This window comes from Staphylococcus pasteuri (assembly GCF_030547725.1).
Lineage (GTDB): Bacteria > Bacillota > Bacilli > Staphylococcales > Staphylococcaceae > Staphylococcus > Staphylococcus pasteuri.
In genome coordinates this window covers 131,178-155,619 of the sequence record NZ_JAUOQO010000002.1, presented here as the reverse complement: position 1 = coordinate 155,619, position 24,442 = coordinate 131,178, and the positions used below count along the sequence as shown (strand labels likewise).

21 protein-coding genes are annotated in these 24,442 nt (G+C 30.7%); 13 read left to right on the top strand and 8 right to left on the bottom strand.

Features of this window, described 5'->3' with window-relative positions; genetic code table 11:
* Nucleotides 1-3 precede the first annotated feature (3 nt).
* Nucleotides 4-819 carry a ZIP family metal transporter gene (locus tag Q4528_RS02860; RefSeq protein ID WP_017637518.1) on the bottom strand — a complete coding sequence of 272 codons (816 nt, stop codon included), beginning with the start codon at nucleotides 817-819 and terminating at the stop codon, nucleotides 4-6.
* 102 nt (nucleotides 820-921) lie between these two features.
* On the opposite strand from Q4528_RS02860, the gene Q4528_RS02855 reads away from it, so the two are divergent.
* The 6 genes from Q4528_RS02855 to Q4528_RS02830 all read left to right on the top strand — a co-directional run bounded on the left by Q4528_RS02855 (nucleotide 922) and on the right by Q4528_RS02830 (nucleotide 9,198).
* The gene (locus Q4528_RS02855) at nucleotides 922-2,811 is read left to right on the top strand and encodes an ABC-F family ATP-binding cassette domain-containing protein (RefSeq protein WP_303520564.1); all 1,890 of its coding nucleotides are present in this window, start codon (nucleotides 922-924) and stop codon (nucleotides 2,809-2,811) included.
* 10 nt (nucleotides 2,812-2,821) lie between these two features.
* Nucleotides 2,822-4,603 carry a DNA helicase RecQ gene (gene recQ / locus Q4528_RS02850; RefSeq protein ID WP_029056466.1) on the top strand — a complete coding sequence of 594 codons (1,782 nt, stop codon included), beginning with the start codon at nucleotides 2,822-2,824 and terminating at the stop codon, nucleotides 4,601-4,603.
* A gap of 241 nt (nucleotides 4,604-4,844) precedes the next feature.
* Entirely contained in the window at nucleotides 4,845-5,810 is a 966-nt protein-coding gene (locus Q4528_RS02845) for an ABC transporter ATP-binding protein (protein ID WP_303520460.1), read from the top strand.
* Nucleotides 5,803-7,320 (top strand): ABC transporter permease/substrate-binding protein, encoded by a 1,518-nt coding sequence (locus tag Q4528_RS02840; RefSeq protein WP_017636669.1) that lies wholly within the window; start codon nucleotides 5,803-5,805, stop codon nucleotides 7,318-7,320. The genes Q4528_RS02845 and Q4528_RS02840 overlap by 8 nt, the downstream gene beginning before the upstream one ends.
* A 195-nt stretch (nucleotides 7,321-7,515) precedes the next feature.
* Nucleotides 7,516-8,571, top strand: coding sequence for a histidinol-phosphate transaminase (gene hisC / locus Q4528_RS02835; RefSeq protein WP_303520458.1), 1,056 nt, complete (start codon nucleotides 7,516-7,518; stop codon nucleotides 8,569-8,571).
* Between the two features lie 90 nt (nucleotides 8,572-8,661).
* Nucleotides 8,662-9,198 (top strand): 5' nucleotidase, NT5C type, encoded by a 537-nt coding sequence (locus tag Q4528_RS02830; protein ID WP_029056470.1) that lies wholly within the window; start codon nucleotides 8,662-8,664, stop codon nucleotides 9,196-9,198.
* Between the two features lie 76 nt (nucleotides 9,199-9,274).
* Here the strand turns inward: Q4528_RS02830 and Q4528_RS02825 are convergent, their stop codons facing one another.
* The 4 genes from Q4528_RS02825 to Q4528_RS02810 all read right to left on the bottom strand — a co-directional run bounded on the left by Q4528_RS02825 (nucleotide 9,275) and on the right by Q4528_RS02810 (nucleotide 13,586).
* Nucleotides 9,275-10,204: a diacylglycerol/lipid kinase family protein gene (locus tag Q4528_RS02825; protein ID WP_017636672.1), complete on the bottom strand. Its 930-nt coding sequence runs from the start codon at nucleotides 10,202-10,204 to the stop codon at nucleotides 9,275-9,277.
* A 148-nt stretch (nucleotides 10,205-10,352) separates the two neighbouring features.
* A complete protein-coding gene (locus tag Q4528_RS02820; RefSeq protein WP_017636673.1) occupies nucleotides 10,353-11,858 on the bottom strand; it encodes a peptide MFS transporter in 1,506 nt (501 codons plus the stop codon).
* A gap of 331 nt (nucleotides 11,859-12,189) precedes the next feature.
* On the bottom strand, nucleotides 12,190-12,690 hold the full coding sequence (gene queF / locus Q4528_RS02815) for a preQ(1) synthase (RefSeq protein WP_017636674.1): 501 nt from the start codon (nucleotides 12,688-12,690) through the stop codon (nucleotides 12,190-12,192).
* Nucleotides 12,691-12,707: 17 nt separating this feature from the next.
* Nucleotides 12,708-13,586: a DMT family transporter gene (locus Q4528_RS02810; RefSeq protein ID WP_046466454.1), complete on the bottom strand. Its 879-nt coding sequence runs from the start codon at nucleotides 13,584-13,586 to the stop codon at nucleotides 12,708-12,710.
* Nucleotides 13,587-14,386: 800 nt separating this feature from the next.
* On the opposite strand from Q4528_RS02810, the gene nrdI reads away from it, so the two are divergent.
* The 7 genes from nrdI (at nucleotide 14,387) to Q4528_RS02775 (ending at nucleotide 22,264) form a co-directional block, all read left to right on the top strand.
* A complete protein-coding gene (gene nrdI, locus Q4528_RS02805; protein ID WP_026083473.1) occupies nucleotides 14,387-14,785 on the top strand; it encodes a class Ib ribonucleoside-diphosphate reductase assembly flavoprotein NrdI in 399 nt (132 codons plus the stop codon).
* The gene (nrdE, locus tag Q4528_RS02800; protein WP_303520452.1) at nucleotides 14,748-16,853 is read left to right on the top strand and encodes a class 1b ribonucleoside-diphosphate reductase subunit alpha; all 2,106 of its coding nucleotides are present in this window, start codon (nucleotides 14,748-14,750) and stop codon (nucleotides 16,851-16,853) included. The genes nrdI and nrdE overlap by 38 nt, the downstream gene beginning before the upstream one ends.
* A 390-nt stretch (nucleotides 16,854-17,243) precedes the next feature.
* Nucleotides 17,244-18,218, top strand: coding sequence for a class 1b ribonucleoside-diphosphate reductase subunit beta (gene nrdF, locus Q4528_RS02795; RefSeq protein WP_002450939.1), 975 nt, complete (start codon nucleotides 17,244-17,246; stop codon nucleotides 18,216-18,218).
* Nucleotides 18,219-18,427: 209 nt separating this feature from the next.
* The gene (locus tag Q4528_RS02790; RefSeq protein ID WP_017637112.1) at nucleotides 18,428-19,396 is read left to right on the top strand and encodes an ABC transporter permease; all 969 of its coding nucleotides are present in this window, start codon (nucleotides 18,428-18,430) and stop codon (nucleotides 19,394-19,396) included.
* Nucleotides 19,386-20,345, top strand: coding sequence for an iron chelate uptake ABC transporter family permease subunit (locus Q4528_RS02785; RefSeq protein ID WP_017637111.1), 960 nt, complete (start codon nucleotides 19,386-19,388; stop codon nucleotides 20,343-20,345). The genes Q4528_RS02790 and Q4528_RS02785 overlap by 11 nt, the downstream gene beginning before the upstream one ends.
* Nucleotides 20,342-21,115, top strand: a complete 774-nt coding sequence (locus tag Q4528_RS02780; protein WP_046466457.1) for an iron ABC transporter ATP-binding protein — start codon at nucleotides 20,342-20,344, stop codon at nucleotides 21,113-21,115. Before Q4528_RS02785 ends, Q4528_RS02780 begins: the two co-directional genes overlap by 4 nt.
* 114 nt (nucleotides 21,116-21,229) lie before the next feature.
* The gene (locus Q4528_RS02775) at nucleotides 21,230-22,264 is read left to right on the top strand and encodes a ferrated catecholamine ABC transporter substrate-binding lipoprotein SstD (protein ID WP_046466458.1); all 1,035 of its coding nucleotides are present in this window, start codon (nucleotides 21,230-21,232) and stop codon (nucleotides 22,262-22,264) included.
* Between the two features lie 62 nt (nucleotides 22,265-22,326).
* Here Q4528_RS02775 and Q4528_RS02770 read toward each other — a convergent pair whose 3' ends face one another.
* The 3 genes from Q4528_RS02770 to Q4528_RS02760 form a co-directional block, all read right to left on the bottom strand.
* The gene (locus Q4528_RS02770) at nucleotides 22,327-22,641 is read right to left on the bottom strand and encodes a CHY zinc finger protein (RefSeq protein ID WP_017637108.1); all 315 of its coding nucleotides are present in this window, start codon (nucleotides 22,639-22,641) and stop codon (nucleotides 22,327-22,329) included.
* Between the two features lie 23 nt (nucleotides 22,642-22,664).
* Nucleotides 22,665-23,591, bottom strand: coding sequence for a UDP-N-acetylmuramate dehydrogenase (gene murB, locus Q4528_RS02765; protein WP_026083472.1), 927 nt, complete (start codon nucleotides 23,589-23,591; stop codon nucleotides 22,665-22,667).
* A gap of 233 nt (nucleotides 23,592-23,824) precedes the next feature.
* Nucleotides 23,825-24,352 carry a GrpB family protein gene (locus Q4528_RS02760; RefSeq protein WP_029056477.1) on the bottom strand — a complete coding sequence of 176 codons (528 nt, stop codon included), beginning with the start codon at nucleotides 24,350-24,352 and terminating at the stop codon, nucleotides 23,825-23,827.
* Nucleotides 24,353-24,442: the final 90 nt, after the last annotated feature.

Below are 24,442 nucleotides of genomic sequence, written 5' to 3'. Positions count from 1 at the left end.
TGATTAGCCTAATGCAACGTCTAATATCATCATAATGGCAAATCCAAGCATTAAACTTAATGTAGCTAAATCTGTGTTATTACCTGATTGAGAGTCAGGAATAAGCTCTTCAACGACAACAAATATCATTGCACCTGCAGCAAAAGCAAGCGCATAAGGAAGCATTGGTGTGATAATTAGTACCGCACCTGCACCAATCATAGCAAATATTGGTTCTACAATTGCTGAAGCTTGTCCATAGTTGAAAGCTCGCCAACTTGAAGAACCCGCTGCTTTAATTGGCATTGATAGCGCTGCACCTTCAGGAATGTTTTGGATACCAATTCCAATAGCTAAGCCAATTGCTCCTAAAAATGTAGCAGTACCATTACCTGATACGACACCACCAAATGCTACCCCGATTGATAAACCTTCAGGAATATTGTGTAATGTAATGGCTAAAACGAGAAGCGCATTTTTACTCAATGATGTTTGAATACCTTCTTGTTGTTGATTTTTATCTTTAGCATTTCTGTGAATATGTGGTATGACAAAATCTAAACCACGAATAAAGAAACCACCGAATAAGAAACCAATTGCGGCTGGTAGCCAAGGTACGGCTGAATCTTTACTAAATTCAATTGAGGGTTGTAGTAGAGACCAAAAACTCGCAGCAATCATAATACCTGCGGCGAACCCTTGCATAGAGTTCAACACTTTGTCATTTACAGATTTAAAAATAAAAACAGAAGCTGCACCAAGTGCTGTTAATAACCATGTAATGATTCCTGCAATTAAAGCTTGAAAATGAGGAGGCAAATTTTCGAAGAATTCTGCCATAACTAGGTCTCCTTATATCATTTAAGCTTAAAAAGGTGTATAATATATAGAACTGATTTAATCTTAACAAATTTATATTGAAAATTCGATAGTAAAAGGAAGATAAGCATGGAAGCATATAAAATTGAACATTTAAATAAATCCTATGCAGATAAAGTGATATTCGATGATTTAAATTTATCAATATCTGAGCATGAAAAGATTGGTCTCGTTGGGATTAATGGTACAGGTAAAAGTACTTTGCTAAAAGTTATAGGTAATCTAGACGAAGATTTTACAGCCGATATCACTCATCCTAATAATTATCGAATTCGCTATTCATCTCAAAAACAAGATTTAGATGGTGAAATGACTGTTTTTGAAGCAGTACTAAGTTCTGATACACCAACTTTAAAAATTATTAAAGAGTATGAACAAGCTGTAAATCAATATTCAAAAGATCAAACTGACAAACAATTTCAAGTCATGATGAATGCACAAGAAATGATGGATCACAAAGATGCATGGGATTATAATGCAGAAATTAAAACCATCCTATCTAAACTAGGAATCAATGAGACGAATAAACTCGTTAAAGAATTATCAGGTGGTCAACAAAAACGTGTTGTATTAGCTAAGACTTTAATTGAACAACCTGATTTATTATTGTTAGATGAACCTACAAACCATTTGGATTTTGAATCAATTAATTGGCTTATCAATTACGTGAAACAATATCCCTATACAGTATTATTCGTAACTCATGATAGATACTTTTTAAATGAAGTATCATCTAGAATTATTGAATTAGACAGAGGTAAATTAAAAACTTATCCAGGTAATTATGAAGATTACATCGCAATGCGAGCTGAAAATGAAGAAATTGAACAAAAACAACAAGCAAAGCAAAAGGCACTATATAAACAAGAGTTAGCATGGATGAGAGCAGGGGCTAAAGCAAGAACAACGAAACAACAAGCTCGTATTAATCGATTTAGCGATTTAGAATCTGAAGTAAAACAACAAACTAAACAAGATAAAGCACAGTTAAATTTGGCTTACTCTAGACTTGGTAAACAAGTTTATGAATTAGAGCATGTGTCTAAATCTATCAATGGCAAGATGCTATTCAAAGATATTACTGAAATAATACAAAATGGGCAGAAAATTGGAATTGTAGGACCTAATGGTGCAGGTAAAACGACACTATTAAATATTCTAGCTTCTGAAGAACAATCGTTCGAAGGTACTTTAAAGGTAGGGCAAACAGTTAAAGTTGCCTATTTTAAACAAACTGAAGAAACTTTAGACAGAGATATTAGAATGATTGATTATCTTCGAGAAGAAAGTGAAGTTGCAATGGAAAAAGATGGCACTTCCGTTTCGGTAACACAATTACTCGAACGATTTCTTTTCCCTAGTTCAACACATGGTAAAAAAGTATATAAATTATCAGGTGGAGAACAAAAGCGTCTTTATCTATTACGATTACTAGTACATAAGCCTAATGTTTTATTATTAGACGAACCTACTAATGATTTAGATACTGAGACATTAACAATATTAGAAGATTATATAGATGAATTTGGTGGATCAGTTATAACTGTTAGCCATGATAGATATTTCCTTAATAAAGTCGCGCAGGAATATTGGTATATCCATGATGGAATAATGGAAAAAATTATTGGCTCATTTGAAGATTACGAAGCCTATAAAAAATCTCAAGATAAACAAGTAGCAATCGAGAAACAAGCTACAAATCAATCAAAGACTAAGCCACAAACACGTAAAAAATCAGGTCTATCATATAAAGAACAACGTGAATATGAAGCACTGTTGAAACGAATTGATCAAACTGAAACTAGATTAGTTGAAATTGATGAAGAAATGGTAGAAGCTAGTGCTGATTATGCAAAAATTAAAGAATTAAACGAAGAAAAAGAACAATTAGAAACAACGTATGATGTTGACATCAATAGATGGAGTGAACTCGAAGAATTAAAAGAACAATAAGGGGAATTTAATCATGCAAGAAACTTTATCGCATTATTTTGGCTACGATACATTTCGACCCGGACAAGAAGAAATTATATCGAAAATTATGGATCATAGAAATGTATTAGGTGTATTACCAACAGGTGGTGGTAAATCTATATGTTATCAAGTGCCTGGATTGATGTTAGGTGGGACTACAATTGTTATTAGTCCATTAATATCTTTAATGAAAGACCAAGTAGACCAATTAAAAGCAATGGGGATTAATGCAGCATTTATTAACAGTAGTTTGACTCAAAAGCAGCAAAAAGAAATTGAACAAAAGTTAATCAATGGGCAAATTCAATTTTTATATGTAGCACCAGAACGTTTTGAAAATCAATATTTCTTGAGTCAATTACGAAAAGTAAATATTCATTTAGTAGCTTTTGATGAAGCACACTGTATCTCTAAGTGGGGACATGATTTTAGACCTAGTTACCAAAGCGTTATTCAGAAAGTGTTCACTCTCCCTCAAGATTTTGCAATTGTTGCATTAACAGCTACAGCAACAGCAGAAGTACAACAAGACATCATGGAAAAGTTAAACATTAACAGTCAAGATGAAGTCAAAACAAGTACGAAACGTCGTAATTTAATTTTCAAAGTTAATCCAACTTATCAACGCCAAAAATTTGTCGTAGATTATGTAACAGATCACGATGAAGAAGCGGGTATTATTTATTGTTCAACACGAAAACAAGTAGAAGAATTACAAGAGGTGCTTGATAGTCATAAAGTAAAATGTACTATTTATCATGCTGGTTTAACGAATAAGGAGAGAGAAGCGGCACAAAATGACTTTCTATACGATCGTGTAAATGTTGTTATTGCTACAAATGCATTTGGTATGGGTATTGATAAATCTAACGTTAGGTTCGTCATTCACTATAATATGCCAGGAGATTTGGAATCATATTATCAAGAAGCAGGTCGTGCTGGACGTGATGGATTGAAAAGTGAATGTATTTTATTATTCAGTGAACGCGATAGAGGGCTACATGAATACTTTATAACAGTATCTCAAGCAGATGATGATTATAAAGAAAAAATGGGCGAAAAATTAACTAAAATGATCCAATATACCAAAACGAAAAAATGTTTAGAAGCAACAATTGTGCATTATTTTGAACCTAATGAAAAGTTAGAAGAATGCAAACAATGTAGTAATTGTATTCAAGAAAATAAAACATATGATATGACAAGAGAAGCAAAGATGATTATTAGTTGTGTGGCACGTATGCGACAACAAGAAAGTTATAGTGTTATTATCCAAGTCCTACGTGGGGAAATAACAGATTACATTAAATATAATGATTATAATCAATTAACAACTCACGGTATCATGAAATCGTACACAACATCTGAATTAAGTCATTTAATTGATGAATTAAGATTTAAAGGATTTTTAAATGAAAATGATGAAATACTTATTTGCGATAAATCAGTTAAAAAGTTATTAAATAATGATACAAAAGTCTTTACTACACCGTTTAAACAAAAATCTAAAGAAAAAGTTTATATCAATACAGTAGAGGGTGTAGATAGAGCATTATTTAGTGAATTAGTTAAAGTTAGAAAGCAATTAAGTGATAAACTAGGTATAGCGCCGGTAAGTATTTTCTCAGACTATACATTAGAAGAATTTGCTAAACGAAAGCCAGAATCAAAACAAGATATGATTAATATTGATGGAGTAGGAAGTTATAAACTAAAACATTATTGTCCTCAATTTTTGGAAAGAATACAGTCTTATAAAACAAGTATTTAACAGAATCTATACTGAATAAAATTGAATATAATCAATCCACTCGATAAATTTTAAGGAATATACATAAAATTTATCGAGTTTTTATATTTATTTAAAAAACTAACGAAATAAGAATTTATGTTATAGATTTATTTGATTTACAAAATACAAAAAAGTTAATTATTTTTAATTGTGTTTAAGTATAGAAAAAGGGTATAGTAAACGAAAATGTCTATTAGGTTAGATTAAAGAAGGTGAAGTTGTGATTGAATTTAAGAACGTAACGAAACGATACGGCAATCATGTAGCTGTAGATGATGTGAGTTTTAATATAAAAGAAGGAGAATTTTTCGTATTAATTGGACCTTCAGGTTGTGGGAAAACGACGACTTTAAAAATGATTAACCGATTAATACCGTTAAGTGAAGGATATATTTATTTTAATAATAAACCCATCAGTGATTATCCTGTATATGAAATGAGATGGGATATTGGGTATGTGTTACAACAGATTGCATTATTTCCACATATGACTATTAAAGAGAATATAGCTCAAGTACCTCAAATGAAGAAATGGAAAGATAAAGATATCGATGCAAGAGTTGATGAATTATTAAAAATGATTGGATTAGAACCGGAAACTTATAAAAATAGAATGCCAGATGAACTGTCAGGTGGACAACGACAACGTGTTGGTGTAGTACGTGCATTAGCAGCAGATCCACCGGTTATTATTATGGATGAACCATTTAGTGCGTTAGATCCAATTAGTAGAGAAAAGCTCCAAGATGACTTAATTGAGCTACAAACAAAAATCAAAAAGACGATTGTATTTGTAACACATGACATTCAAGAAGCAATGAAATTGGGAGATCGTATTTGCTTACTAAATGATGGTCATGTTGAACAAATTGATACACCTTTAGGTTTTCAGCAACAACCACAAAGTGAATTTGTAAAACAATTTATGGGTAACCATTTAAATAGACATAAATCCAAAGTGCAATTAAAAGAATTGAGTATTGATCGTCCAATAGATGAAGTTTCAGTAATGAATAATTATCCTGAAATAAGTAATCAGCAATATTTAGAGGATATTTATCAAACATTGATAGCTAATGAAGCTGTTATAGTTGTTGATGAACAATCACAACAAAAAAACTTGTTAAAGAGAGAAGACGTGTTTGAGTATTTGTCTGTAACAAAGGAGGGTAACGATAATGCATGAATTTTGGCAAACTTTAGGTGAACGTAAAGGACAGTTACTCTCAACGATTATTGAACATATTCAAATTTCGTTTATTGCATTATTAATTGCTACTATTATAGCAGTACCATTAGGTATTTTATTAACTAAAACTAAAAAGACATCAGAGATAGTAATGAATATTGCTGCTGTATTGCAAACTATTCCTTCACTCGCATTATTAGGTTTAATGATTCCATTATTCGGAATAGGAAGAGTACCAGCTATTATCGCACTTGTTGTATATGCGCTTCTACCAATTTTACGTAATACATATACTGGTATAAATGAAGTAGACCCATCATTAGTTGAAGCGGCTAAAGGTATTGGTATGAAACCTATAAGACGCTTAACGAAGGTGGAACTTCCCATTGCAATGCCAGTGATTATGGCAGGGATTAGAACTGCTATGGTATTAATTATCGGTACAGCAACGTTAGCAGCATTAATTGGTGCTGGTGGCCTAGGTGACTTAATTTTACTAGGGATAGACCGTAATGATGCGTCATTAATTTTAATAGGTGCGATTCCGGCAGCATTATTAGCCATTTTATTTGATGTTGTATTAAGATTTATGGAAAAGTTATCGTACAAAAAGCTAATGATTGTTTTAGGTACAATGGTTGTTATTATTATGATTGCAATTATAGCACCGCTATTTGCTCAAAAAGGCGATAAAATTACGCTTGCAGGAAAATTAGGTTCAGAACCTTCTGTTATTACAAACATGTATAAAATTTTAATTGAACAAGATACGGATGATACAGTTGAAGTAAAAGATGGCATGGGCAAGACAGCCTTCTTATTTAATGCTTTAAAATCAGATGATATCGATGGTTATTTAGAATTTACAGGTACTGTTTTAGGTGAATTGACGAAAGAGGATTTAAAATCTAAAAAAGAACCACAAGTATATCAACAAGCTAAACAAAGTCTTGAGAAAAAATTTGATATGACTATGCTGAAACCAATGAAATATAATAATACTTATGCCTTAGCAGTCAAACGTGATTTTGCTAAGAAACATAACATTAAAACAATTGGTGACTTATCTAAAGTAGAAGATCAATTGAAGCCAGGATTTACTTTAGAATTTAATGATAGACCAGATGGTTTTAAAGCTGTTAAAAAATCTTATGGACTAAACATATCTAATGTGAAAACAATGGAACCTAAACTACGTTATACAGCAGTGAATAAAGGAGACATCAATTTAATTGATGCATATTCTACAGATGCCGAATTAAAACAATATGATATGGTCGTGTTAAAAGATGATAAACATGTATTCCCACCATACCAAGGTGCACCAATGTTTAAAGAAAAATTCTTAAAAGATCATCCAGAAGTGAAAAAACCACTTAACAAACTAGCTGGAAAAATTTCTGATGAAGATATGCAAGAAATGAACTATAAAGTAACAGTGAAGAAAAAAGATCCTTATCAAGTAGCTAAAGATTATTTAGAAAAAGAAGGACTTTTGAAAAAATAAGCATAACTTAAGTAAAACCTTAACGCTAACATGTAATACATGTTGACGTTAAGGTTTTTTAATTAATGATCAAGATACGTTTTTTGAATTGAAAAGGGCAAACAATCGTACATAGTTTGATTTATGACATTCTATTTGTATATAATTAACAATAAGATTTTGAAATTTCAGTCAATTTAAGGAGGCAACGAGATTATGAAAAAACAACTTGATCAACTATCTGCATACCAACCAGGTTTATCTCCTAGGGCACTTAAAGAAACCTATGGAATTAAAGGAGATCTATTTAAATTAGCCTCAAATGAAAGTTTATATGGTCCTTCTCCGAGTGTTAAAGATGCTATAACCAAACATTTAAATGAATTGCATTATTATCCTGAAACAGGTTCACCCTTACTTAGGGAAGCAATTAGTAAGCATCTTGGTGTAGATGAATCACGAGTATTATTTGGTGCTGGTTTAGACGAAGTGATATTAATGATTTCAAGAGCAATCCTAACACCAGGAGATAAAATTGTTACTAGTGAAGCAACATTTGGTCAATACTATCACAATGCAATTGTAGAAGCTGCATCAGTAGTACAAGTACCTTTAAAAAATGGCGCCTTTGATTTAGAAGGTATTTTAGATGAAGTAGACAATGATACATCACTTGTATGGCTATGTAATCCTAATAACCCGACAGGTACATATTTCACTCACGATGAACTTTATAGCTTTTTAACAAGAGTACCTAGCCATATACCAGTACTTATTGATGAAGCTTATTTTGAATTTGTCACTACGGATGATTTTCCTGATACGCTAAAATTACAGGAAACGTTTGATAATGCATTTTTATTAAGAACATTTTCAAAAGCATATGGTTTAGCAGGATTACGCGTAGGTTACGTAGTAGCCACTAATGAAGCTATTGAAAAATGGAATATAATTAGACCACCATTTAATGTGACACGTTTATCTGAATATGCAGCTGTAGCGGCTTTAAATGATCAAGCTTATTTAAAAGATATAACTCAAAAAAATGCCTTTGAACGTCAAAAGTTCTATCAAATACCTCAAAGTGAACATTTTTTACCGAGTCAAACTAACTTTGTGTTTGTTAAAACATCTAAAAGTAAAGAACTATATGAAGCTTTATTAAATGTAGGTTGTATCACCAGACTGTTTCCTAACGGTGTTAGAATTACGATAGGATTCCCAGAACAAAATGATAAAATGATTGAAGTTTTACAGCAATTTGATTACTAAAAAGATGAAATGTCATAACAGTAAAACCTTTTGTCTGGAACATGCATTTGCTATACTTTAGAAATACATTACATTTGAGGAGTAGATTTAATGTCTCGTAAGAAAATTGCAATAGATATGGATGAAGTGTTGGCTGATACGTTAGGTGCGATTATTGATGCAGTTAATGAAAGAGCTAATCTAGGTATTACTGTAGAATCTTTAAATGGTCAAAAATTAAAACATGTTATTCCAGAGCATGATGGTTTAGTGACTGAAATACTTAGAGAACCAGGATTCTTCCGACATTTAAAAGTGATGCCAAATGCACAAGAAGTAGTTGAAAAATTAAACCAACAATATGATGTTTATATAGCAACTGCAGCTATGGATGTACCGACATCATTTCATGATAAATATGAATGGTTATTAGAACATTTTCCATTCTTAGACCCTCAACATTTTGTATTTTGTGGACGTAAAAATATTATAAATGCAGATTATTTAATCGATGACAATCCTAGACAACTTGCTATATTTGAGGGTGAATCAATTATGTATACTGCAGTTCACAATGTTAATAATGATGATTACCGTCGTGTAAATGGTTGGAAAGAAGTAGAAGATTTATTCTTAAATGAAAAATAAAAAACAGGAAGTGGCATATATTCATTTTTTTATGAATGGGAGCCATTTCCTGTTTTATTTTATATTAGAAAGCATATTATTGATTATTATTTTGGTTAGGGAATGTGAGTAATTTGATTGCATCAGGTAATACTTCAAGTTCAATAGGTGTTTCTAAGGCAATTTCACCATCGATATCAATTTTCATAGTAGGTTCAGTTGATAGTTTGATTTTCTGACCTGAAATATGATCGATCCCTTGTGTAATTTCATTCCAGTTCATACTGTCACGTTTTTTGAAAATATCATTAAGTATGCTAAAACTTTGATCATCAAAGATAAATGTATTGAGTTTGCCATCTTGAGGAGATAGATCAGTTAAAGGAATTCTACTACCACCAATATTTGGACCATTTGCTACTAAAATCATTGATGTATTTCCAGTTTTTTCTTTGCCATCTATATTTAAATTAAAATCAAATTTGCTAGGATCCATTAAAGTTTTTACTGTTGAACCAATATAACTTAGTTTTCCGAAGATATCTTTAGAACCATCTTGAACATTTTCAGCATTTTGAACAATTAAGCCTAAACCAACAAAATTTAGAGCATACATATCATTTACTTTAATAACATCGTAAGTTTGAATATGTGAAGATAACAACTGTTGGCTAGCTAGCGTATGATTTGGGTTAAGATTTAGTGTTTTAGTGAAATCATTGAATGTTCCTCCAGGGATGATACCAATAGGTAAATCTAAATCATTTTCCATAACACCATTGATTAATTCATTTACAGTACCATCGCCACCTAAAATAAACAGTACATCTATTTGGTTTCCATAATGACCATCTTTAATTGATTGGCAGTAACGTTTAATGTCACCTTCATTTTCGCTTAATTGAATTGAAAAATGTTTACACATAGAACTTAAAGACTTTGTTACTTCACCTAAACCTTGGTAGATATCTTTTAAGCCGCTATGTTCATGATAAAATAACACACCATGATTATATTTATTTGTCATTATACATACCTACTTTCCTTAAGTTCTTATTAATATATTTCAATACCCTAAATTGATGGGCAATAATGGTAAATTTATAGCATTTTTCATTATAAACTAAAAAAGCTATAAGCCGAATTATTTCGACTTATAGCAAATATTGTTTAAATTATCTAATACCTCTCATTGCTTTAACAATTTTTGGTGAGAAGGCTAAAATAATTAAAGTAATGACTATAGCTGAAGTACCTAGGAAAATGAAGTAGTTCGTTTGACCTAATGGATCAATGAGTTTTACCAAAGTACCATTAAATGCTTGAGCAGAAGCATTAGTTAATAACCATAAACTCATCATTTGAGCATTGAATGCTTTTGGTGCTAACTTAACTGCCGCACTGTTACCAGTTGGTGATAAACATAATTCACCGATTACACAAATGATGTAAGACAGAATAACCCAGTTTACTGAGAAATGCGCACTTCCATATAAGTTACCGATTAATCCCATTAAGATATATGAAAAACCAGCTAATCCAGCACCAATGACAAATTTAATAGGTAGACTTGGTTGACGTTTACCTAATTTTTGCCAAATCATTGAAATGACTGGTGCAAATAATAAGATGAATAATGGATTAATAGATTGGAAAATAGTTTCTCCGAAGTTTGTTTTCCATCCTAAAAGATTCAATTTCATATCTGAATGTTCAATACCATAAATGTTTAATACGTTTGATCCTTGCTCTTGGATAGCCCAGAATACCATACCTAAAATAAATAATGGTATAAATGCTTTAGTTCTTGAACGTTCGACCTCAGTGACATCTTTACTACGAATCATAACTGTGAAATAAGAAATTGGTAATACAATACCTAATACTAAAACAGTATTACTTACTAAATCGAATGATAATGTATTAGTCATATATGTAACGATTAATACAATGATGATAATTGCTACGATAGCACCTACAATAGCAGAATATTTTTTCTTTTCTGAAGGTGAAAGTGGGTTTGTTGGAGACATACCAACACGACCTAAATTTTTACGATTAAATAATATATACCATACTAACCCAAGTGCCATACCGATAGCTGCAATTAAGAAACCACCGTGGAAGTTTTTAACATCTAAAAATTGTTGCAAGATAATTGGTGAAATTAAAGCACCGAAGTTAACTGACATATAGAAAATTACAAATCCAGCATCCATACGAGTGTCATCTTTAGTATATAATCTACCAACTATATTAGAGATATTTGGTTTCATCATACCTGAACCTATAATGATGAAAAACATTGATGCGAATAAACCAACCATTGAGAATGGTAAGCTTAAGCAAATATGTCCGATAATAATGAGCACAGCACCAATTAGTGTCGCACCTCTAGTACCTGTAATTCTGTCAGCAATCCAACCACCTGGAATACAAGACATGTAAATTAAAGCACCGTAAACAGACATAATAGACATCGCAGTCGTTCTATCAATTCCTAATCCATGATTAGCAACTGAGTAGTACATATAGAATAAGAGCATTGCACGCATGCCGTAATAACTAAATCTCTCCCAAAATTCTACGAAAAATAATACACCCAATCCTCTTGGATGCCCGAAGAATCCTGTTTGTGGTATTTCTTGTATTGCTTGTTCATGGGAATTATTGGCTTTCATATATTTATCCCATCCTTTCTTTTCCCGTAACGCTAACGTTAAGTCGTTTTTAAAAATTGTACTATTGAAATTAAGAAGTTGCAATAATATTCAAAAAATTATAAAAAAGAAAATTCAGTCAATTTACTTGTGATTATTTTATGTATAATTCATACAAAGTAATTAATCATTAACTTCTTAAGATTTAGTACTAGTACTATATAAAATACGCTTTAACTCAATAAAGTGCAAGAGTTTTTTGAAAATTAAATAAAAAACTTTAGCACTAAATGAAACATCTTGCGAGGACATTTCAAAGTACTAAAGTTTTAACAATAAAATAATTAAGGTATTAACGATTGTCTACATTTTCTGGATACATATCATGGTTCATCATTCTATGTTCAGCCATTTGTTCATATTTTGAATTTGGACGACCATAATTTGTATATGGATCAATTGAAATACCGCCACGAGGTGTGAATTTACCCCATACTTCAATGTAATGGGGATCCATCAAATCAATTAAATCATTCATAATAATATTCATACAATCCTCATGAAAGTCTCCGTGGTTTCTAAAACTAAATAAATATAATTTTAATGATTTAGATTCTACCATTTTGATGTTAGGAATATATGAAATATAAATTGTAGCAAAGTCAGGTTGACCAGTAATAGGGCAAAGAGATGTGAATTCTGGACAATTAAATTTAACAAAGTAATCTCTGCCTTGGTGTTTATTCTCAAAAGTTTCTAAAACATCAGGTCTATAATCAAAATCGTAAGTATTATTTTGATTGCCTAGTAATGTAATATCTTGTAATTCATCTTTTTGACGTCCTTGTGCCAAAAGAATCACTCCTTTAATTAAGATTTAGATTGTTGTTGAGTTGCGTTTGATTCTCGTCTAGCTTTTTCAAACATATAATAACTTGCGCCAATAATTACGACATATCCAAGTGTAGCTAATACATCAGGTGATTCTCCGAATAAAATGAATCCGAACAATGCCGTAAATATAATAGAAGCATAAGTAAATATAGAAATATCTTTAGCTGCTGCGAAACTATAAGCTAATGTGATACCAATTTGACCTACTGCAGCTGATAATCCAGCTCCAAATAAATATAGTAACTGTAAATTACTCATTGGCTCATAAGTAAATATTGTAAATGGTATAAGTACTACTACAGAAAATAAAGAGAAATAAAAAACAATAGTATAAGGTGCTTCTCTAGTACTTAAAGCACGTACACAAGTGTAGGCTGAAGCGGCAAAGATACCTGAGAATAGTCCAATAAGTGATGGTATGATTGAAGAAGAAAATTCAGGTTTTACTATTAATAGCATCCCTAATATTGCTACAACCATCGCTGTAATTTGATATTTACGAATTTTTTCATTTAAGAAAATCAAACTGAATAAGATTGTCCAAAAAGGATTGAGCTTCATTAAAGTATCAGCATCACTGAGCACCATATGGTCAATTGCGTATATATTGAACAATACGCCAATCAATCCAAGTGCGGATCTTGAAATAAGTAATGGTTGACTACTTAACTTTCCGAACATAGGCTGCTTATATTTATATATGAAGAATAATGGTATAAACATAGCAACTAAATTTCTGGCTAAAGACTTTTGAAAAACAGGTAAATCACCTGCTAATCTGAAAAATACAGACATAAAGCTAAAGCCTACTGCAGAAATTAGGATTGCAATAATACCTTTAATTTTAGGATTCAATACTATCGCCTCATTTATAAAAATTTAACGTTACTATAGTAGCATAAATGATAGGGTTATGCATAAAAGACTTGATATTTTGGAACAAAGATTATACAATATCAATACGAACATACGTTCTGTAAAGTTTGCTTTGATTGATGGCATTAAACATTTTTAATATCCCTAAAAAATTGTATATAACTGAAAACGATTGCAATTCAATTCTATTGCTTTATAGGTTGTATACGTTGTAATGATAGGATTTTCGTTAATGTATTGGAATGATGGTTATGTATATTTTCTTTAAAAAAGCAAGTGATTTTAACTGAAAAATTTTTTTATTTTTATTGAGGTAAGACTAATGGTGTAGTGGTGCATGTTCAAAAGAAAAGACGAACATTAGACATAAAACTTTAACTTTAAATAAGTATAGCTATTATGTATAATGAAACACAGAATATAGTACCGATATTAATAAACAGACACAATATATTGTGTTTTGAAACGGTACTAATAAAATGAATAATCTTATTATAAATGCAAAATGACACTGATAATTTAAGAAAAAACTCTTATTAACAGTGTTTAGGCACAAAATGTTTAATTATACTATATAGATCTAAATTCGAAACTAACCACTATATCTTGTGGTTTGAAAAATAAAATCACATATTAATATAAGGTCATATAGTTTTTATAAACGTTTCGTTTAGTGACTCATTTCATTCTACAACACAATGTTTTGTAGGAAGCTTTCCTTAACAATAAAGGAGAACTTCTTTTTTAATTTTTTTAAATTGGTGAAAGAAGGCGATCCAATGAAAGTAGTATATTTTTCATTTTCAGGCAATGTACGTCGATTCATTAAACGTGCTGAAATCGAAAATGCGATGGAAATTACATCTGACAACTGTACAGAAACTATTAATGAACCCTACATTTTAGTTACAGGAACCATAGGGTTTGGTGAGGTTCCTCAACAGGTTCAGGCTTTTTTAGATGTTAATCATTCAAATATTAAGGCCGTGGCTGCAAGTGGAAATAGAAACTGGGGTCAGAACTTTGCTAAAGCAGGGCGTACTATATCTGAAAAATATGATATTCCGTTGTTAATGAAGTTTGAAGTGCAGGGAACAAACAAAGACGTTATCGAATTTAAAAACAAGGTGGGTAATTTTAATGAAAACTATGGACGAGAAGAAGTACAATCATATTGAATTAAATAACGAAGTTACAAAAAGAAAAGATAATGGTTTTTTTAATTTAGAAAAAGACCAAGAGTCACTTAAAGTATACTTGGAAGAAATCCACGATAAAACAATTTATTTCGATAGCGAAATCGAAAGATTACATTATCTTGTAGACAATAACTTTTATTTCAATATCTTTGAAAAATATAATGAGGCAGATTTAATTGAAATTACAGAATATGCGAAATCAATTAATTTCCAATTCGCAAGTTATATGTCAGCAAGTAAATTTTATAAAGACTATGCACTTAAAACCAATGATAAACAACAATTTTTAGAAGATTATAATCAACACGTTGCTATCGTATCAATGTACTTAGCTAATGGTGATAAAAACCAAGCGAAACAATTTATTTCATCCATGGTTGAACAACGTTACCAACCAGCAACACCAACGTTTTTAAATGCTGGTAGAGCACGACGTGGAGAATTAGTGTCATGTTTCTTATTAGAAGTAGATGATAGTTTAAATTCTATTAACTTTATTGATTCAACTGCGAAACAACTAAGTAAAATTGGTGGCGGCGTTGCTATCAATTTATCAAAATTACGTGCACGTGGTGAAGCAATCAAAGGTATTAAAGGTGTAGCTAAAGGTGTATTACCTGTTGCTAAATCTTTAGAAGGTGGATTTAGTTATGCTGACCAATTAGGACAAAGACCTGGTGCAGGCGCAGTTTATTTAAACATCTTCCATTATGATGTTGAAGAATTTTTAGATACTAAAAAGGTAAATGCTGATGAAGATTTACGCTTATCTACTATTTCAACTGGTTTAATTGTCCCTTCTAAATTCTTTGATTTAGCTAAAGAAGGTAAAGACTTCTATATGTTTGCGCCACATACTGTAAAACAGGAATATGGTGTGACTTTAGATGACATCGATTTAGATAAATATTATGACGACATGGTTGCAAATCCAAACGTTGAGAAAAAGAAAAAAGATGCTCGTGAAATGTTAAATACGATTGCACAAACACAATTACAATCAGGTTATCCTTATTTAATGTTTAAAGATAATGCGAATAAAGTACATGCTAATTCTAATATTGGTCAAATTAAAATGAGTAACTTATGTACTGAAATTTTCCAATTACAAGAAACATCTGTAATAAATGATTACGGCACTGAAGATGACATTAAAAGAGATATTTCATGTAACCTAGGATCATTAAATATTGTTAATGTAATGGAATCTGGAAAATTCAGAGACTCAGTTCATACTGGTATGGATGCATTGACTGTGGTTAGTGATGAAGCTAATATTCAAAACGCACCTGGTGTTAAAAAAGCAAACAGTGAGTTACATTCTGTTGGTCTAGGAGTTATGAATTTACACGGTTACTTAGCTAAAAATAAAATAGGTTATGAATCAGAAGAAGCTAAAGATTTTGCTAATATCTTCTTTATGATGATGAATTATTATTCTATTGAACGTTCTATGCAAATTGCTAAAGAACGTGGAGAAAAATATCTTGATTTTGAGAAATCTGACTATGCAAATGGAAAATATTTCGAATTCTACACATCTCAAGAATTTGAACCACAATTTGAAAAGGTACGTGAATTATTCGAAGGATTAGATATCCCAACTGCTGAAGATTGGAAAGCACTACAAAAAGACGTTGAACAATATGGTTTATATCACGCATATCGATTAGCTATTGCACCAACTCAAAGTATTTCATATGTGCAAAATGCTACAAGTTCAGTGATGCCTATTGTTGACCAAATTGAAAGACGTACTTATGGTAATGCAGAAACGTTTTATCCAATGCCATTTTTATCACCAGAAACAATGTGGTATTACAAATCAGCATTTAACACTGATCAAATGAAATTAATTGATTTGGTATCAACTATTCAAACTCATGTTGACCAAGGTATTTCAACAATTCTATATGTTAATTCAGAAATTTCTACTCGAGAACTTTCTAGATTATATGTATATGCGCATCATAAAGGTTTGAAATCTCTATACTATACTCGTAATAAATTATTAAGTGTAGAAGAATGTACAAGTTGTGCTATCTAAAATCATAAACAAATATAATAGAACATTAAGCTTAATCTAATTGAATTTATGATTTAGAGTATCTAAAAGAATAAAGAAAAGTGGTTGAGACATAAAGTCTTTGTGCTCTGGGAAACTGATTAACGGCGTCCCAAAAGCAGGATTTTCGGCAGAAGGGACCCAACACAGAGAATTTCACAAAGAAATTCTACAAGTAATGCAAGTTGGGCAAACTCACACGATTCGACAAAATTTGAGAAACAATTTTGCTCATCGTCTGGTTCTGCTCAAATCCTAAGCGCTTTTGTCCCGACCTCTGTTAATACATAACCTTAATAAGGGATTAGGTAGTTTAATTGAAAGTTAGTGGTTATCTGTCACCTTAATTAAAGGATAGGAGGATTATTATTCATGAAGGCCGTCAATTGGAATACCCAAGAAGATATGACTAATATGTTTTGGCGTCAAAATATATCTCAAATGTGGGTAGAAACAGAATTTAAAGTATCAAAGGATATCGCAAGTTGGAAAACGTTATCTGAAGCTGAAAAGAATACATTTAAAAAAGCGTTAGCAGGTTTAACAGGTTTAGACACACACCAAGCAGACGATGGTATGCCATTAATAATGCTTCATACTACTGATTTAAGAAAAAAAGCAGTATATTCATTTATGGCAATGATGGAACAAATTCATGCTAAAAGTTATTCTCATATTTTCACTACATTATTACCTTCTAGTGAAACAAACTATTTATTAGATACGTGGGTTATTGAAGAACCTCATTTAAAATATAAATCAGATAAAATCATCGAAAACTATCATAAATTATGGGGTAAAGAAGCTTCCATTTTCGACCAGTACATTGCTAGAGTATCAAGTGTTTTCTTAGAAACATTTTTATTCTATTCAGGTTTTTACTATCCACTATATCTAGCTGGTCAAGGAAAGATGACAACATCTGGAGAAATTATTCGTAAAATATTATTGGATGAATCTATTCATGGTGTCTTTACTGGACTAGATGCACAAAGCTTAAGAAATGAACTTTCTGAAAGTGAAAAGCAACGAGCTGATCAAGAAATGTATAAATTATTAAAAGAGTTATATGATAATGAAGTATCATATACACATCTATTATATGATGACATTGGATTAGCAGAAGATGTACTGAATTACGTTAAATATAATGGTAATAAAGCATTATCAAATCTTGGTTTTGAACCATATTTTGAAGAACGTGAATTCAACCCTATTATTGAAAATGCCTTAGACACTACAACTAAAAATCATGATTTCTTCTCTGTAAAAGGTGACGGTTATACACTGGCTCTAAATGTTGAAGCTTTAAGAGATGAAGATTTTATATTCGATGACGAGAAATAAATAATAAACAGTCTTAATTTTAATCGCTATGAGATTAAAATTAAGACTTTTTTTATGTTTTTAACTTAAATATTAAAATTAATCAAATTTACAGCAATATTTTTCGAAAACCTATTGAATATTACCAATAAATTCTGTAACATTTTAAATGATAACGATTATCATTATCGTCAGAAATAATAAGAATTTCTATTCAAGGAGAAAGTGTTATGAAGTTTTTACTTAAGGGATATGTTTTACTCATCTTTCTCGTTGCGTTTACGGTTCTTTCTTTATTTGTTGGTGTTAGCCAAATATCGATTACTGATATTTTCCATCTTAATAGCGACCAATTAAATATTATTTTATCGAGTCGTATTCCTCGAACAGTTAGTATTCTCATATCAGGTAGTACATTGGGTATCGCTGGTTTAATTATGCAACAAATGATGCAAAATAAATTTGTAAGTCCAACGACAGCAGGTACGATGGAATGGGCAAAATTAGGTATTTTATTATCTTTAATTTTCTTTCCTAAAGGACATATACTTATCAAATTAATTTTTGCTGTTATATGCAGTGTAGTTGGAACTTATTTCTTTGTTAAATTAGTTCAACTTATTAAGGTGAAAGATGTCATCTTTATTCCGTTGTTAGGTATTATGCTTGGTGGCATAGTTTCTAGTTTTACGACATTTATTGCGTTACGTACAAATGCAGTTCAAAGCATAGGTAATTGGTTGAATGGTAATTTTGCCATTATTACTAGTGGTCGTTACGAAGTATTATATTTAAGTATTCCGTTTTTAATAATTACATATATATTTGCGAACCATTTTACGATTGCGGGTATGGGCAAAGACTTCAGCCATAACTTAGGAGTTAACTATGAAAAAATAATTAACATCGCTTTATTTATAACTGCAACAATTACTGCGCTTGTTGTTGTCACTGTTGGTACATTACCATTTCTAGGGTTAATTGTTCCTAATATCATTTCAATTTATAGAGGAGACCATTTAAAACATGCTTTACCTCATACAATGATGTTAGGTGCTGTCTTTGTGCTGTTTTCAGACATTATAGGTCGACTAATCGTGTACCCATACGAAATTAACATCGGTTTAACTATAGGTGTGTTTGGAACTATTATATTCCTTATCTTATTGATGAAAGGTAGGGGTAATTATGCTAACTAAACACAATAAGAAAGTATTGTTACTAACCTTAATCACACTAATTATAGGTGTTTTATATTTATTGTTAGGTATTGATTTTGAAATATTTGATTATCAAATCCAAAGTCGTTTAAGAAAATTCATATTAATTATTTTAGTTGGCGGTGCTATAGGTACTTCCGTTGTTATTTTCCAAGCTATTACGACAAATCGGTTACTGACACCATCAATCATTGGTCTTGATTCCGTATACTTATTTGTGAAAATTTTACCTGTTTTTATATTAGGAACTCAATCCACATTAGTTACTAATGTTTATATTAATTTTGTCATTACATTATTAGCAATGGTATTATTTGCGCTTTTCTTATTCCAAGTTTTATTTAAAATAGGCCATTTTTCTGTTTATTTCATACTTTTAGTTGGTGTCGTACTTGGAACATTTTTTAGAAGTATTACAGGTTTTATCCAATTAGTTATGGATCCAGAATCATTTTTAGCTGTTCAAAGTACAATGTTTGCTAACTTTGACGCTTCTAATTCAAAACTTGTTGGATTTTCAGCTATCGTATTAGCCGTGTTAATCGTCATTACTATTATCTCACTTCCATATTTAGATGTCTTATTGCTCGGTAGAGAACAAGCAATTAATTTAGGCGTCAATTATGAAAAAGTAACAAGATTATTTCTCATTGTTGTTGCTATTTTAGTATCTGTTTCAACAGCTTTAGTAGGTCCAATTACATTTTTAGGACTATTAACTGTCAATTTAGCACATGAATTTATCAAGACTTATGAGCATAAATATATACTACCTGCTACATTATGTTTTAGTTGGATAAGTTTATTTATAGCGCAATGGGTTGTTGAACATCTTTTTGAAGCGACTACTGAAGTAAGTATAATTATTGACCTTATAGGTGGAAGTTACTTTATATACTTATTAGTTAGAGGGAGAAATGCCAATTGATCCAAATTCAAAGTTTAAATAAATCCATTCAGAAGAAGAAAATTTTAAAAGATATTAATGTTGATATTGAAAAAGGAAAAATCACATCACTTATTGGTCCAAACGGTGCAGGAAAAAGTACTTTATTATCAACAATCACAAAGTTGATTCAGATTGATAGTGGCACTGTCAAAATTGAAGATAAGTATATGGATGATTACAAAACAGATGAATTAGCTAAAAAAATTTCAATATTAAAACAAACTAATCATACTGAAATGAATATTACTGTTGAACAATTAGTTAATTTTGGAAGATTTCCTTATTGCAAAGGACACTTAAAACAAGAAGATAAAGAACAAGTACAATATGCCTTAGATTTATTACAGTTAAATGAAATAAAGGATAGAAATATCAAAACATTGTCAGGAGGACAACGTCAACGCGCTTATATAGCGATGACGATCGCACAAAATACTGAATACATTTTATTAGATGAACCACTAAATAATCTAGATATGAAACATTCAGTACAAATTATGCAAACTTTGCGTACATTAGCAAAAACATTAAATAAAACAATCGTTATTGTATTACATGATATTAATTTTGCATCCTGTTATTCAGATAATATTATTGCTTTAAAAAATGGTGAACTTGTTCGTTCTGGTAGTAATCAAACTGTTATTCAAAGCAATGTATTAAGAGAATTATATGAAATGGATGTCAAAGTTGAAAATGTAAATGGTCAACGTATTTGTCTATATTATGATGAATTGATATTGAATTAACACTAGTTTTATTAGACCTTTAAAGGAGTGATGCTTATAGTATATGGATAAATCAATCTATTCAAACACGTTCCTCTCAGCCAATCGATAAAATTAAAAAGGAGTTATTACATAATGAAAAAATCTATTTTAGTCTTATTATTATCTTTAGTATTAGTTTTAGCAGCGTGTGGTAACAACTCTAACAACGATGATTCAGATTCTAAATCTGAAAAAAGTGGTTCAAAAGACACTGTTAAAATCGAAAATAATTATGAAGCACAAGGAAAAGAAAAAGACGGTAGCGATGCTAAAAAGGTAAAAGAAACAGTGGAAGTACCTAAAAATCCTAAAAATGCTGTCGTATTAGATTACGGTGCTTTAAACGATTTAAAAGAAATGGGTCTTTCAAGCAAAGTAAAAGCTTTACCTAAAGGTGAAGGCGGTAAATCATTACCAGATTTCTTAGATGATTTTAAATCTGATAAATATTTAAATACTGGTAACCTAAAACAAGTTAATTTCGATAAAGTTGCTGAAGCAAAACCAGAAGTGATTTTTATTTCAGGTAGAACAGCTAATCAGAAAAATTTAGATGAATTTAAAAAAGCAGCACCTAAAGCTAAAATTGTTTACATGGGTACAGATGATAAACATTATCTAAAATCTATGAAAGAAAATACAGAAAAATTAGGTAAAATTTACGATAAAGAAGATAAAGCGAAATCATTAACTAAGAAACTAGATAAAAAAGTTGATGCAATGAAAGATAAAACATCTAAATTTGATAAAAAAGTAATGTATTTATTAGTCAATGAAGGTGAATTATCTACATTTGGTCCAGGATCTCGTTTTGGTGGTTTAGTATTTGATACACTTGGATTTAAACCAGTCGATAAACATGTAACTAAAGGACCACATGGTCAAAATGTTAATAACGAATATATTAATAAAGAAAATCCAGATGTGATTTTAGCAATGGATAGAGGACAAGTTGTTTCTAATAATGCGTCTGCTAAGAAAACATTAAATAATGATGTATTGAAAAACGTAAAAGCCGTTAAAGATCATAAAATTTATGAACTTGATCCTAAATTATGGTATTTTGCTTCTGGTTCAACAACTACTACTATGAAACAAATTGATGAATTAGAAGAAGTTGTAAAATAATAAATAATAAGCGCTAATAGCCTCATTGTGAGAGCCATTAGCGCTTTTATCATTTTAAATTATTAAACTTCGAAATAAAGATGGTAATGGAATTTACATCTATGATTAAAGTGAGATTGACATTTCGGACAAGATTCAACCATCATGTATTCGTTGATTGTCATTTCATTTTTACAGACACCACACATAATGGCATACTCGTTAAATTCATCTTCACTCCAGCGTTTGATAGGATGTGTCTCATGGTCGTTGTGACATTGATAACAAGGATAATATTTATTACAGCATTTGAATTTAATTGCTATAATATCCAAAAATGACTGATAATGTATGCATCTTGTTTCATTATCAACAATTGAACCGTAAACTTTCGGCAAAGAAACAAACCTCCTATAACCAATTAATCTGCGTCCGGATGTTCTCCTATAATACGTACCTCTGTATTTAATTCAACATCAAATTTATCTTTAACTGTTTTTTGAACATGATGGATTAAATCTTCATAATCTGTCGCCGTACCTTTATCTACATTAACCATAAAACCAGCATGTTTAGTTGAAACTTCAACACCACCAATACGATGACCTTGTAGATTAGAATCTTGAATTAATTTACCAGCAAAATGGCCTGGTGGTCTTTGGAAGACACTTCCACATGATGGATATTCGAGTGGTTGTTTAGTTTCACGGCGTTCAGTTAAGTCGTCCATTTTGGCTTGAATTTCTTTTAAGTTACCAGGTTCTAATGTAAATGCAGCTTCTAAAACTACGAGATGTTTTTTCTGTACGATACTATTTCTGTAGTCTAGTTCTAATTCTTGAGTTGTTAATTTAAGTAAATCACCATTTTCATTAACACATAGTGCATAGTCAATACAATCTTTCACTTCGCCACCATAAGCGCCAGCATTCATAAATACTGCACCGCCAATTGATCCTGGTATGCCGCATGCAAATTCTAAACCAGTTAGTGCGTAGTCTCTTGCTACACGTGAAACATCAATAATGGCTGCACCGCTACCTGCGATAATTGCATCATCTGATACATCAATATGCTTTAATGATAATAGGCTCAATACAATACCTCTAATGCCGCCTTCTCGGATAATAATATTCGAACCATTTCCTAAATAAGTGACTGGAATATTATTTTGGTTTGCATATTTAACAATCGCTTGTACTTCCTCATTTTTAGTAGGTGAAAGATAAAAATCAGCTTTACCGCCAGTTTCAGTGTAAGTGTATTTTTTTAAAGGTTCATCTACTTCAATAATGTCGTTTGGAATAATTTCTTGCAAACCTTTTAATATATCGTTTTTATTCACTATCCGTACGTCCTTTCTTTATTCAATACTAATATTATTATTATATCAATTTTATTTGCTATTTGCGAAATAAGAAGATATTATACGCAAAGTAAATCGACTAAGATGTGCATAATACATTATTATTTTATTTTGATTTATATGCTATATAATTATGATATGTTGAACATTTATAATGAGATTTTTAATATCGTAAATATAAATTTATATAATGATTGTAGATTATATGTTTCTCTTTATTTTAAGGGACCATATTGTTTGTATATATTTTCAAATATAGATTGCTTTTGGTTTTCATACGTTCTTATTGATTCAACATTGTTTAATAATTGTTTCTTTTTTTGAGCGAATTCATTTGCGATATCTATATTATTATTTAATATGTGATCGACAGTTTGATATTGTTCAAATAATTGAGTGTTTAATTGAACGATGTGTAAACGAATTTCTTGCTTTAATTCTCTAAGATTATTAAACTTTGCCATCATTACTTTCTTTTTATAAGCGTGATGTAATCGATAAAATCCAGCATAATTGAGACGCTTTTCATCTAATGATGTAATATCATGTAAATTATCTACACCGATAAGCAAATCAAGTATGGGTTCAGTCTCATAATTAAAATGCTTCGTTCCACCAATATGCTGTGTATATTTAATTGGTGAATCTAGTAAATTATACAATAGAGCGCTTGTTTCTTGATATAAATGGTTGTAATGGTCATCTGTTTGATATTTAATGAGAGGTTGAACATGCCCGTACATGGTTTTACTCCTTTGTTATAAATTGGTAAGCTATAAAGTCTGAGATACTATAACATAATTTATTTTCTTAATAAATACGTTTCTGTATAA

Coding starts and splice junctions, on each gene's coding strand:
- nrdI (WP_026083473.1), top strand. CDS start 14,387: ATGAAAGTAGTATATTTTTCATTTTCAGGCAATGTACGTCGATTCATT.
- Q4528_RS02860 (WP_017637518.1), bottom strand. CDS start 819: ATGGCAGAATTCTTCGAAAATTTGCCTCCTCATTTTCAAGCTTTAATT.
- Q4528_RS02825 (WP_017636672.1), bottom strand. CDS start 10,204: ATGACAAATAAATATAATCATGGTGTGTTATTTTATCATGAACATAGC.
- Q4528_RS02760 (WP_029056477.1), bottom strand. CDS start 24,352: ATGTACGGGCATGTTCAACCTCTCATTAAATATCAAACAGATGACCAT.
- Q4528_RS02820 (WP_017636673.1), bottom strand. CDS start 11,858: ATGAAAGCCAATAATTCCCATGAACAAGCAATACAAGAAATACCACAA.
- Q4528_RS02785 (WP_017637111.1), top strand. CDS start 19,386: ATGCTAACTAAACACAATAAGAAAGTATTGTTACTAACCTTAATCACA.
- nrdF (WP_002450939.1), top strand. CDS start 17,244: ATGAAGGCCGTCAATTGGAATACCCAAGAAGATATGACTAATATGTTT.
- nrdE (WP_303520452.1), top strand. CDS start 14,748: ATGAAAACTATGGACGAGAAGAAGTACAATCATATTGAATTAAATAAC.
- Q4528_RS02790 (WP_017637112.1), top strand. CDS start 18,428: ATGAAGTTTTTACTTAAGGGATATGTTTTACTCATCTTTCTCGTTGCG.
- Q4528_RS02840 (WP_017636669.1), top strand. CDS start 5,803: ATGCATGAATTTTGGCAAACTTTAGGTGAACGTAAAGGACAGTTACTC.
- Q4528_RS02775 (WP_046466458.1), top strand. CDS start 21,230: ATGAAAAAATCTATTTTAGTCTTATTATTATCTTTAGTATTAGTTTTA.
- hisC (WP_303520458.1), top strand. CDS start 7,516: ATGAAAAAACAACTTGATCAACTATCTGCATACCAACCAGGTTTATCT.
- Q4528_RS02830 (WP_029056470.1), top strand. CDS start 8,662: ATGTCTCGTAAGAAAATTGCAATAGATATGGATGAAGTGTTGGCTGAT.